The organism is Patulibacter sp. NPDC049589 (genome assembly GCF_040675535.1).
In the GTDB taxonomy this organism is placed as follows: Bacteria; Actinomycetota; Thermoleophilia; order Solirubrobacterales; family Solirubrobacteraceae; genus Patulibacter.
Genome location: NZ_JBFAPC010000178.1, coordinates 1 through 11,240 on the forward strand (window position 1 = coordinate 1; position 11,240 = coordinate 11,240).

At 75.5% G+C, this 11,240-nt stretch carries 12 protein-coding genes; 6 read left to right on the top strand and 6 right to left on the bottom strand.

Annotated features, from left to right (window positions below; all coding sequences use genetic code 11):
* Window positions 1-302: 302 nt before the first annotated feature.
* Both AB0L40_RS23470 and AB0L40_RS23475 read right to left on the bottom strand, forming a co-directional pair.
* Window positions 303-1,355 (bottom strand): CoA ester lyase, encoded by a 1,053-nt coding sequence (locus AB0L40_RS23470; RefSeq protein ID WP_364360471.1) that lies wholly within the window; start codon window positions 1,353-1,355, stop codon window positions 303-305.
* A 161-nt stretch (window positions 1,356-1,516) separates the two neighbouring features.
* The gene (locus AB0L40_RS23475) at window positions 1,517-2,002 is read right to left on the bottom strand and encodes an SRPBCC family protein (protein WP_364360473.1); all 486 of its coding nucleotides are present in this window, start codon (window positions 2,000-2,002) and stop codon (window positions 1,517-1,519) included.
* 275 nt (window positions 2,003-2,277) lie between these two features.
* Here AB0L40_RS23475 and AB0L40_RS23480 point away from each other — a divergent pair, with 275 nt between their 5' ends.
* From AB0L40_RS23480 to AB0L40_RS23490, 3 genes are all read left to right on the top strand, one after another.
* Complete coding sequence (locus AB0L40_RS23480) at window positions 2,278-2,754, top strand: OsmC family protein (protein WP_364360475.1); 477 nt, start codon at window positions 2,278-2,280, stop codon at window positions 2,752-2,754.
* 390 nt (window positions 2,755-3,144) lie between these two features.
* Window positions 3,145-3,699, top strand: coding sequence for an RNA polymerase sigma factor (locus AB0L40_RS23485; RefSeq protein WP_364360477.1), 555 nt, complete (start codon window positions 3,145-3,147; stop codon window positions 3,697-3,699).
* Complete coding sequence (locus tag AB0L40_RS23490) at window positions 3,683-4,960, top strand: hypothetical protein (protein ID WP_364360479.1); 1,278 nt, start codon at window positions 3,683-3,685, stop codon at window positions 4,958-4,960. Before AB0L40_RS23485 ends, AB0L40_RS23490 begins: the two co-directional genes overlap by 17 nt.
* A 63-nt stretch (window positions 4,961-5,023) precedes the next feature.
* On the opposite strand, the gene AB0L40_RS23495 is transcribed toward AB0L40_RS23490, so the two are convergent.
* Window positions 5,024-6,373 (bottom strand): Nramp family divalent metal transporter, encoded by a 1,350-nt coding sequence (locus tag AB0L40_RS23495; RefSeq protein WP_364360481.1) that lies wholly within the window; start codon window positions 6,371-6,373, stop codon window positions 5,024-5,026.
* A gap of 49 nt (window positions 6,374-6,422) precedes the next feature.
* On the opposite strand from AB0L40_RS23495, the gene AB0L40_RS23500 reads away from it, so the two are divergent.
* Complete coding sequence (locus AB0L40_RS23500) at window positions 6,423-6,950, top strand: MaoC family dehydratase (protein ID WP_364360483.1); 528 nt, start codon at window positions 6,423-6,425, stop codon at window positions 6,948-6,950.
* Between the two features lie 24 nt (window positions 6,951-6,974).
* On the opposite strand, the gene lepB (AB0L40_RS23505) is transcribed toward AB0L40_RS23500, so the two are convergent.
* Window positions 6,975-7,637, bottom strand: coding sequence for a signal peptidase I (gene lepB / locus AB0L40_RS23505; protein ID WP_364360485.1), 663 nt, complete (start codon window positions 7,635-7,637; stop codon window positions 6,975-6,977).
* A gap of 188 nt (window positions 7,638-7,825) precedes the next feature.
* Window positions 7,826-8,446 (bottom strand): signal peptidase I, encoded by a 621-nt coding sequence (gene lepB, locus AB0L40_RS23510; protein ID WP_364360487.1) that lies wholly within the window; start codon window positions 8,444-8,446, stop codon window positions 7,826-7,828.
* An 87-nt stretch (window positions 8,447-8,533) separates the two neighbouring features.
* Here lepB (AB0L40_RS23510) and AB0L40_RS23515 point away from each other — a divergent pair, with 87 nt between their 5' ends.
* On the top strand, window positions 8,534-8,839 hold the full coding sequence (locus tag AB0L40_RS23515) for an MGMT family protein (RefSeq protein WP_364360489.1): 306 nt from the start codon (window positions 8,534-8,536) through the stop codon (window positions 8,837-8,839).
* Between the two features lie 90 nt (window positions 8,840-8,929).
* Here the strand turns inward: AB0L40_RS23515 and AB0L40_RS23520 are convergent, their stop codons facing one another.
* Window positions 8,930-10,027: a citrate synthase 2 gene (locus AB0L40_RS23520; protein ID WP_364360491.1), complete on the bottom strand. Its 1,098-nt coding sequence runs from the start codon at window positions 10,025-10,027 to the stop codon at window positions 8,930-8,932.
* An 88-nt stretch (window positions 10,028-10,115) separates the two neighbouring features.
* Between AB0L40_RS23520 and AB0L40_RS23525 the strand changes: the two genes are divergently transcribed.
* Window positions 10,116-11,240, top strand: a 1,125-nt coding sequence (locus tag AB0L40_RS23525) for a citrate synthase (protein ID WP_364360493.1), incomplete at its 3' end; no start/stop codon positions are given.

The following is an 11,240-nucleotide window of genomic DNA, read 5'->3' on the forward strand; positions in this document are numbered from 1 at the left end:
GCCCAGGCGAAGGCCGCCGACGACGCTCGCGCCGCCGGCAAGACGAGCCCGGTCCCGAGCCGGCCGCGGGACGGGCCGGAGCCGGTGCCGGGCCGACGGAGGACCGCCCCGGCTCCGGCGGCGCCGGAGACGCGGCGCGGGACGGGCCGGGACCGGCCGCGGGCCAGGCGCCGGTCTCGTCCGCTGATCGTCCGAAGGCGTCCCGGGAGCCGCTCACCGGGTCGAGTGTAGATGTGCCGATACCCGGCCGCGCGCCCCGTCGGGGACGGGCGATCGGGTCACGTCGTTCGCCGGAGGGCCCGCTAGAAGCCGTACGCCGCGCGCAGCTCGTCGTCGTTCTCGGCCAGCTGCTCGGCGAGCTCGACGAGGACCTTGGCCTGCTTCCACGAGGCGTCGTCCTGCATCTTGCCGTCGATCATGTGGACGCCCTTGCCGTCGGGGATCGCCTCGATGATCTTCTTCGCGAAGGCGACCTCGCCCGGGTCGGGGGAGAAGACCTTCTTGGCGATCGCGATCTGGACCGGGTGCAGCGACCAGGTGCCGACGCAGCCGAGGATGAACGCGGCGCGGAACTGCGCCTCGCAGGCGACGACGTCCTTGATGTCGCCGAACGGGCCGTAGAACGGGAGGATCCCGTTGGCGACGCAGGCGTCGACCATGCGGGCGACGGTGTAGTGCCACGGGTCCTGCTGGGCGCGGACGCGGCCGGCCTCGAGGTCGTCGGCGGAGGTCGGGTCGCTGATCGAGACGTAGCCGGGGTGGCCGCCGCCGACGCGCGTGGTCTTCATGCGGCGCGACGCGGCGAGGTCGGCCGGGCCGAGCGAGATGCCCTGCATGCGCGGCGAGGCGCCGGCGATCTCCTCGACGTTCGCCATGCCCGACGCGGTCTCGAGGATCGCGTGCAGGAGGATCGGGCGCTGGACGCCGGCCTTCGCCTCGAGCTGCGCGACGAGCCGGTCGACGTAGTGGATGTCCTGGGCGCCCTCGACCTTCGGGATCATGATGACGTCGAGCTGGTCGCCGATCTCGGTCACCAGCGTCGTGATGTCGTCGAGGACCCACGGGCTCTCGAGCGAGTTCACGCGGGTCCAGAGCGGCGTGCCGCCCAGGTCGGCGGTCTTGCCGACCTCGACGAGGCCGGCGCGCGCGGCCTCCTTGTTGTCGATCGAGACCGCGTCCTCGAGGTTGCCGAGGACGATGTCGGCCTTGGACGCGATGTCCGGGAGCTTCGACCGCATCTTCTCGTTGCTGGGGTCGAAGAAGTGGATCATCCGCGAGGGCGGGACCGGGATCTCGCGGACCGGCTCCGGCGCTCCGACGGCCAGCGGCTTGAAGAAGTCACGGGGATTGCGCATGAGGCGCGGATCCTACTCGCGGTCCGAGGGGCGGGCGGGGTGGCCGAGGGGCAGCATCGGAGGGTCCGACGACGGCCCGCGGGAAGCGACGGCCCGTGCGGGGCGGAGCTCGTCGACCGGTCGTGGGGGGACGACCGCGCCGCGCGCGTCCCGGACCGGCCTCAGGCCGCCGGCGGCGGCCCGGACTCCGCCCGCTCCTTCAGGGCGGCCAGGCCCTTCTCGAAGTCCCCGCCGACGACCTTGTCCATGCGGAAGAGCGCGGAGAACGCGCGGCCGAGCGGCCCCTGGGGCCCGCTCATCGTCCAGCGGACCTCGGTCGTCCCGCCGGTCTCGGCGATCGCGAAGATCGCGGTGTTGTGCGCCTTGAACGGCTTGAGGAAGCGCAGCGAGATCGTCACGTTGGACGGCGCCGTCGAGCCCAGGATCTCCATCCGGCCGGCGCCGGCCTTGCGGTTGCCAGACCACTCGTACGTCGCGCCGACGCCCGAATCGGGCCCGGAGTAGGTGCGCTGCAGGTCCGGGTCGAGCCCCTCCCACGGCGACCAGGCGGTCCACCGGTGGAAGTCGTCGATCCACGGATGGACCTGCGCGGCGGGGGCGTCGATCGTGGTCGAGCGCTCGATCTGGAACTCGCGGGTCAGGGCCATCGAGGGTCTCCGGGGTACGGGTGCCGGGCCACCGTACACCGGAGAGCCGGGCTCCGGAAGGGGCGGACGGCAGGGCCGGCCGACGTCACCGGTCGGGCCGCGCGAGCGGTCGTCCGCGGCCGACGCGCCCGCAGCGGGCCTCGTCCGCGTCCGCACGCCGGTGTGGGCCGGGAACGGGGACGCCGGGGACCCGTCGCCGACGCGGACGGCGCGCGGTACAGTCCGAAAACACGGCATATCCGACCGGGTTTGCCGACAAATCGATGGGAGCTCCCATGTCGACCACGCAGAAGCAGACCGTCCCGTTCGTCGTCGCCGGTTCGGGAACCGGCGTCCTGCAGCGGATCGAGGTCGGTGGCGGCGGTGCGGCGCACGTCTTCTCGACGGACACCGTCCCGCCCTTCGGCGGCGCCGACTCCGAGCCCAGCCCCCTCTCCTACGTCCTCGGCGCGCTGACGGGCTGCAACCAGATCACGGTGCAGCTGGTGGCCAAGGACCTCGGCGTCCGGATCGGTCGCTTCACCGCCGACGCGGTCGGCGACTTCGACCCCGCCGTGCTCGCGACGGGTGCCGAGGGCAACGCGAACTTCGACGCCATCCGCGTCGACGTCACGGTCGAGACGGACGCCGACGAGGCGACGTTCGAGCGCCTGCGCACCGAGACCGAGCGCCGCTGCCCCGTCACGCAGCTCGCGATCCGCAGCGGGCTCGAGTTCACCTCGACGTGGAAGGCCGCGCCGCTGAGCGCCTGATCGGAGGCGCCGGGCGCCGGACCGCCGACGTGGCCGCCGGACCGCCGACGTGGCCGCCCGGGCGCGGCACGGGCCGGCCGACGGCAGTGCCCGTGGAGCGAGCTTCGGGGCGATCCGCGCAACATCCCGTCGAGGCACGAGGCTCTATGGGGTGATGCGTGTTCGTCCCGTCCCGTCATGGCGCCCCCGATGAGGGGCGCGACCATCCTCGCCGTGGCGCCCGCCCCGCGGCGGGCGTTCCCCGTCGCTGGGCTCGACCCGGGGGTGTCGCGGCCCCGCGGTCCGCGCTCCGGCCGCGAACGTGCCCCCGGCCTCCTGTCTCACGCCGCCGAGGCCCCGGCCCGCGGCGCCGACCGGCTCATCGACCGGGCGCGGGGCGCAGGGAGCGCCGTGACGGCTCCCGGCGCGACCCCCGACCCGGACGCGATCGCCCGCCGTGCGCTGGACGTGGGGCGCCGGACCGCGCTGGGCGTCCTGGCCGGCGACGCGGCGACGGCCGACGACGTCGCCCAGGAGGTGGCGATCCTGGCCGTCCGCCACGCGCACCGCCTCCGCGACCCGGCGGCGCTGGACGGCTGGCTGCACCGCACCGCGGTCCGCGCCGCGCTGCGGACGGTCCGCCGCGGTCGTCGCCGCCACGACGTCGAGGAGGCCCACGTCGCGGTGCACGGCCGCGTGGCGACCGAGCCCGCCGGGCCGCTGGAGGACCTCGGCCGCCTGCTGTCGTCGCTCCCCGAGCGCCAGCGCGCGGAGCTCACCCTGCGCTACGCCCACGACCTCGACGACGACGCGATCGCGGCCGCGCTCGGGTGCCGCGCCGGGACCGTCCGCGCGCTGCTGTCCCGGGGACGCGCGGCGCTGCGGGAGCGGCTTGCGCCGCCGGGCCCGCCCGCCGACCGCCTGACCCCGGGTCCCCGGACGACCCCCGGTGACCACGATGCCTGAGCGCGACGACCTCCACGACCTCTTCGCCCCGCTGCGGACGGAGACGACCGCGTCCGCCGCCGAGCTGGCCCGTGTCCGGGCGGCGGCCGCCGCCCCGGCGCCGCGGTCGCGGCGCCGGTGGGTGCTCAGCGGCTCGACCGTCGTCGTCGCGGCCGGCGTTGCGGCGGTGCTCGTCCTCGCGATCGACCGTAGCCACCCGGGGACGTTCGTCGGCGAGGCGGGCGCGCGCGAGCTCCTGCGCGCCGCGGCGGACGCGACGCGCGACGAGCCGGCCCAGGACGGGTGGCGCTGGACGACGACCGTGCGCGTGCAGCGGATGGCCCTCGTGGCGCGGCGCTGCCGGACCTGTCCCGTGGAGCGCTCCCTGCTCGAGACGCGCTCGACGCACGAGCAGTGGAACGGCCCCCGCGGCGAGGCGTACGCGACCGACCGTCAGGATCCGCCGCGCGCGATCGAGAACGAGCCGCTGCTCCGGGCGCACCACGCGCTCGACGTGTCGACGCGCCCGCGGGAGTTCGGCGGGACGCACGTGGTGCCCGCCGCGCCCGGCGCGGACGACGCCGGATCGCTGGTCGGCCTCAGCAGCCCCGGGGGCATCGCGGATCCGAGTGCCGTGCCCGATGGCCCGCGGGCGCTGGTCCGCTGGGTCGGCGACCGGCTCCACGCGCAGGACCGGGCGCAGCGGGCACTGGCGAAGGATCGTGGCATCGTGGGCTTCTCGACGATCTCCTGGGCCACGAGGATCAGCTACGCGCTCGTCGACGTGGCGACGTCGCCGCAGCTGTCCGGCGCGCAGCAGGCGGCCGCGTTCGAGGCGCTCGCCGACCGTCCGGCGGTGACCGCCGTGCGGGCGCCGGCGGCGTTCGCCTCGCCGGACCGCGTCGCCGTGCGGATCGCGGCGAGGACCCCGGCCGGCCGCGAGGACCTGCGGATGCCGTTCACGGCCGACCGGGTCATCGTCTTCGACCGCGGGACGCACCGGGTGATCGCCGAGGAGATGCAGCCGACGCCGGGTGCTCCGAGGGCGCGCTTCTCGTTCGGCGAGGGCCGCCACCGCGGCACGATGGAGCTGGCCGCCGGCGGGGGTGGCGAGACCCGCTACGGAGACCCCGTCGCCGTCCCGGGCCCCGGCCTCGACGCCGACGGGCACCGCCGCATGGCGCTGACCGGGCTGCTCGAGCTCGACCGCGACGGCCAGGGCCGGGTCTCCGGTCCCCGGGGGACGGGCGACGCGGCGGGACGGGGTCGCCGGGGCGGGTGATTCGCGGTCCACGTCCCGGTCCGGCGGGCCGGCCGGGCACCCGCCCGCCGGCCTCGCCGACCCTCACCCGAAGATCGTGTCGAAGATCAGGTAGCCGTTGAGGCCGATGATGATCGCCGCGATGACGCTCGCGGCGATCGTCGTGATCGGACGGTTGACGAGGGTGCCCATGACGCTGCGGTCGCTCGAGATCAGGATCAGCGGGACCAGGGCGAACGGGATGCCGAACGAGAGGACGACCTGGGAGACGACGAGGACGTCGGTGGTCGGCAGCGCGAGCGCCAGGACGATCAGCGCCGGGGTCATCGTCACCGCGCGGCGGAAGAACAGCGGGATCCGCCAGTCCATGAAGCCCTGCATGACGATCTGCCCGGCGTACGTGCCGACGCTCGAGGACGACAGACCGGACGCCAGCAGGGCGACCGCGAAGGCCAGGGCCGCGCCGCCGCCGACGTAGTCCTGGAGTCCCCGGTGCGCGGCCTCGATCGAGTCGACGTCGGTCGCGCCGATGCGGAAGAACAGCGCGGCGGCGACGAGCATCATCGAGAGGTTGATGAGGCCGGCGATGCCGAGGCCCAGGCCGACGTCGATCCGCAGCCAGCGCAGGAGCTTCCGCCGCTCGCCCTCGTCGCGGGGCGCCATCCGCTTCTGCGTCAGCGCCGAGTGCAGGTAGACGACGTGCGGCATGACCGTCGCGCCGATGATGCCGACGACGAGCAGCAGCGACTCCGAGCCGGCGAGCCCGGGGGTGAGGCCGTCGAGGATCCCCGACGTGGACTGGTTGCCGACCGCGAAGAGGTCGTAGACGAAGCCCGCGGCGACGAGGGCGAGCATCGCGGCGATCGCGAGCTCGAAGCGCCGGTAGCCGCGCTGCTCGAGCGCGAGGATGCCGAAGGCGACCACCGCGGTGATCAGTCCGGCGGCGAACAGCGGGACGCCGAAGAGCAGGTTCAGGCCGATCGCCGCGCCGACGAACTCCGCCATGTCGGTGGCGATCGCGACGACCTCCGCCTGGGCCCACAGGCCGAAGCGGGTGCGGCGGCCCCAGCGGGTCCGGGCCAGCTCGGGCAGGTTGTGTCCGGTCGCCATGCCGGTCTTCGCCGACAGGTACTGGACGAGCATCGCCATCGCCGAGGACATGACGACGACCCAGACGAGCAGGTAGCCGAACTTCGAGCCGGCGGAGATGTTCGTCGCGAAGTTGCCGGGGTCGACGTACGCGACGGCCGCCACGAACGACGGCCCCAGCAGCGCCAGGCGGCCCCTGATCCGGCCCCGTGAACGCGCGGCCTCGTAGTGGCTGGGCTCGAGGGGGACGTCCGGTGCGCGGGGGGCCGCCGGCCGGTCATCCTGAAGTGTGGTGTCTATGCGCCGAATTATATCGCATGCCAAAACCTCGGCTGTGCGTTGCATCCGGCAGACTCCCCGGCGCGCGATCCGCCGCACCCGACCTGGAGTAGCAATGTCCGACGACCCGACCTTCACCCCCGGTACCGACGACCTCCCCGAGGTCCGCCACGCGACCGGTGCCCACCAGTACGGCCGCTACTTCGAGGAGTTCGAGGAGGGCGCGACGTACAAGCACTGGCCCGCGAAGACCGTCACGGAGGGGGACGACCACCTGTTCTGCCTCCTGACGATGAACCACCACCCGCTGCACCTCAACGACGTCTACGCCAAGCGCTCGCAGCAGGGCAAGAACGTCGTCGTCGGCCCGTACGTCTACTCGCTGGCGCTGGGCATCTCGGTCTCGGACATCTCCGGCCTGGCGATCGCGAACCTCGCCACCGACGAGCTCTCGCACCCCAACCCGGTCTTCCACGGCGACACGCTGTTCGTCGAGACCGAGGTCCTCTCGAAGACGCCGTCGCGGAGCAAGCCCGACCGCGGCGTCGTGATCGTCCACACCCGCGTCTTCAACCAGGACGGCCTGCTGGTCGCCGAGTTCAAGCGCCGCGTGCTCGTCCCGAAGAAGGATCCGGGCGCGTAGGGCCTCCGGCCGCCGTCCGTCCCGTCAGCGGGGCGGGCGGAACACGCCGATCTGCGTCACGCGGCTGATGATCCACGCCCGCGGGACGGCGCCCCAGTAACGCGAGTCGGCCGACTCGCCACGGTTGTCGCCGACGAGGTACCAGTCGTCGCGGCCCAGGGTGATGGCGCGCGGCAGGTTGCACACGCCGTCGGCGGAGTCGTCGGTGCAGGGCGCGATCGACCGCTCGCCCGCGTCCCGCCCGTTGCGGATCGTGTGCCCGCGACGGAACGCGACCCGGTCGCCCGGGCCGGCGACGATCCGCTTGATGTACTTCTCGTCCGAGCGGCCGCCGATGCCCTGCGGGCACGGCCGGCCGCGCTCCACGGCCCGACGCTCGGCGCACTCCGCGGATGCGGCGTCGGTGCCGAGAGCGCTCTTGGGCGGGTGGAAGACCACGATCTGCCCGACGCGCAGTCGCTCGCCGGCGGTCAGCTCCTTCGTGAGGACCTTCGTCCCGACGTCGATCGTCGGGGCCATCGACTCGGACGGCACGCGCAGGACGGCCGTCCCGGGGGCGAGGCCGCCGGGGTAGTGATGAGGCTTCGAGGCGTCGTCCGCGTCGTCGGAGCCGCAGGCGGTCAGGAGCGAGGCCGCGGAGACGAGGGCGAGCAGGGAGAGACCACGGGACCGGGACGGGGCACGCACGCGCGCACCGTATCGTCCGGGCCGCGGGTCCTGTGGGGAACCGGTCGTGACGTCGACCGCCACGACGGGCAGGCGTCCCGGGCCTGACGGGCGCCGACGGCGCGCGCGGGACCGGGTGCCCGCGGCGGGGACGAGAGCCCGCCGGCGGCGGAGGCCGGGGCGCGGCGGTCGCGGATCCGCCGGTCGGCCTACAGCCCGCCGACCCGCTTGGGCGGCCAGTAGGTGCCCACCGCGTTGCCGATGATCCACTTCGTGCGGACCGGGCCCCAGAAGCGGCTGTCCTCGGACTCGCCGCGGTTGTCGCCGAGCACGTAGACCGTGTCCTTGGGAACGGTGATCGTCCGCGCGAAGGTGCAGTCGCCGGCGGACCCGCAGCCGCGGATGAACGGCTCCTTCGTGGTCTTGCCGTTGCGGATCACGCGGCCGCGGCGGATCTGGATCCGGTCGCCCGGCACGCCGACGACCCGCTTGATGAACGTGTCCTTGTCGGCGACCTTCGCGGGGACCTCGCAGGGCGTCGGGGTGCCGCCGCCCTGGTCGTGGTCCTCGCAGCGCCCGCCGGCCGCGTCCTGCGCGGGGTGGAAGACGATGATGTCGCCGACCTTCGGCGTGTTCCCCAGCCGGTGGCCGACGCGCTCGACGATCACCCGCTGGCCGACGGTGAGCGTGGGCTCCATCGACTCCGAGGGGATCTGGTACGGCTTGATGGCGAGGGCCTGGACCGCGAACACGAGGCCGAGGACCACCGCGATCGTGAAGACCATCGACGCCAGGGAGTTTCGCCGCAGGCGCTGGAGGGTCGCGAGCACAGCGGGATGGTGGCAGAGCCCCGCCGGCGGTGAGCCGTCAGGGGACGGACGGCCGGGCCGGCCTTGCCGTCCGCGGGGCCAGCGACGATGCCGTCCGTGGCCGACGACGGACGAGCAGCGCGGATCCTGCGGGGCGTGCGGGCGATCCCCGAGGGCTACGTCCGGACCTACGGCGACCTCTCCCCGGGCGCGCCCCGGCTCGCCGGCCGGGTCCTGTCGGAGCACGGCGCCGGCGTGCCGTGGCACCGCGTGGTGCGCGCCGACGGCAGCCTGGCCCAGGGCGCCCGACAGGAGGCGCTGCTGCGCGCCGAGGGCGTGCCGATCCGGCCCTCCGGCCGCGTCGATCTGCGCGCCGCCCGGCTGCCGCTGCCGCCGGGCGAGCACCTCGAGTGAGGGGGACGGCCCCCGCGGGCCGGCGGCGGTGCCGACCACGACGCCACGCGGCCGGGGCAGGCCGCAGGGGGGCGTCGCGACCGGCGGCGCTCAGCCGGTGACGGACGCCAGCGTGCGCGGCGGCGCGCCGACGTAGAGCGCCCCGGGGCGGATCAGCCGCCCGGTGCGCCGCTGCTCGAGCACGTGCGCCGACCACCCGGCGGTCCGGGCGCAGACGAACAGCGGGGTGAAGAGCTCCTGCGGGACCTGCGCGTGGTCCAGGACGACCGCGGACCAGAACTCGACGTTCGTCGCCAGGACGCGGTCGGGCTTCGCCGCCGACAGGGCCGCCAGCGCGGCGCGCTCGAGCTCCCGCGCCGCCTCGACGCGGGGCGACCCGAGCTCCTCGGCGACGGCCCGGAGCGCCCGCGCCCGCGGGTCCTCGGCCCGGTAGATCCGGTGCCCGAAGCCCATGATCCGTTCACCGCGAGCCAGCAGGCCCGCGACGTAGCGCTCGGCGTCGCCGTCGCGCTCCACCTCGTCGAGCATCCGCAGGACCCGGGCCGGCGCGCCGCCGTGCAGCGGGCCGGACAGCGCGCCGACCGCCGCGCTCAACGCCGCCGCCACGTCCGCGCCGGTCGACGCCACGACGCGCGCGGTGAAGGTCGACGCGTTCATCCCGTGCTCCGCGGCCGTCGTCCAGTACGCGTCGATCGCCCGGGCCTGGTCGGGGTCGGCCTCGCCGCGCCAGCGCAGGAGGAAGCGCTCCGCCAGCGTCCGCCCCTCGTCGATCCGCTCCTGGGGGACGGGGGCGACCCCGCCGCCGCGCGCCGCCTGGGCGACGAACGACAGCGTCGCCGACGCCGCCCGCCCGAGCTGGTCGCGGGCGACCTCGGGGCTGATGTCCACGAGCGGGCGGAAGCCCCACTCGGGCGCCAGCGCGGCGATCGCGGCCTGGACGTCGACGCGGGCGTCGCCGGACCGGAAGGCCAAGGGGTGCGGCCCGGCCGGCGCGAGCGGGCGGTCGGGCCGCCCGTCGACGAGCAGGCCCCAGACCCGCTCGAACGGCACCACGCCCGCGAGCTCGCGGAGATCGACGCCGCGGTAGCGCAGCGCGCCGCCGTCGCGGTCGGGCTCGGCGATCTCGGTCGCGAACGCGAGCACGCCCTCCAGTCCCTCCTGCACCTGCACGTCCCGGGTGGTCTCCATGGTCACGGCGCTCCTTCGTCGGTGGGTCGGATCGATCGTCCCGCCGGCAGGGTGGTGACTCAACGTTGATCACGTCAACATGAGACGCATGGCGACGACGAGCACCGCGAGTCTCGGCGGCGGGGACCCCGGGGAGGGCGACGAGGTCGCGGTCGCGGGGCCGGGCGATCCGGACGCTCGCGCCCCGGGCCGCGACACCCTCTCCGTCGACGAGACCGCCCGGCGCCTGGGGGTCAAGCGCGAGACGGTCTACGCGTACGTCAGCCGGGGGCTCCTGGAGCGGCACCCGGCGAGCGTCCGCCGCGGCACGCGCTTCCACCGCGACGCGGTCGAGGCGCTCGCGGGCCGTGCCCGCCGGACCGACCGCTCGCCTGCGGTCGAGGCGGTGGTGGACACCGAGCTCACGCTGCTGGACCCCGACGGGCGGCTCGCGTACCGGGGGAAGGACGTCGTCGGCCTCGCGCGCCACGCGGGCTTCGAGCGCACGGCGGCGCTGCTGTGGGACGACCGGGCGACCGGTCCGTGGCGGGCCGACCCCGCTGCGGTCGAGGTGGTGCGGGCGGTGCTCGCGCCGCTGGTGGGAGGCGGCGTGAGGTCCGATGCGGCAGGAGGCCCCCGGGGCGGGACCGCAGGGGACGCGGCTCGGCCGGCCGCGGGGGACGGGGGGCCGCCCGACGCGGGGTCGAGGGCGTCGAGCCCGGCGGCGGCCCCGGCCGACACGGCCGCCCTCCTCCCGGTCGTCGTCGCGGCCCTGCGCGCCGCCGATCCCTTCCGCGCGGACCGCCGCCCCGATGCCGTCCGCCGCGCCGGTCGGTCGGTCGTCGCGGCGTTCGTCGACGCCGCGCCGCGCCGCGGGGTCCCGGCCGACGAGCGGATAGCCGCCCGGCTCTGGTGCGTGCTGGCCGACGGCGACGAGCCGCCCGGGCCCGCGCAGCTCGGGGCGATCGACGCGGCGCTGGTGCTGCTCGCCGACCACGAGCTGGCCGCCTCGACCTTCGCCGCCCGGGTCGCGGCGTCGGCGTGGGCCGACCCCTACGGCGTCGTCCTGACCGGGATGGGGCCGCTCGGCGGGGCGCTGCACGGCGCCGCGTCGTCCGACGCCGAGCGGCTGCTCGTCGCCGCCGCCGGCCCGGCCGGTCCGGCCCGCGCCCTCGCCGAGCGGCTCGCCGCGCCGGAGCCGCCGACCGCGTTCGGCCACCGGGTCTACCGCGAC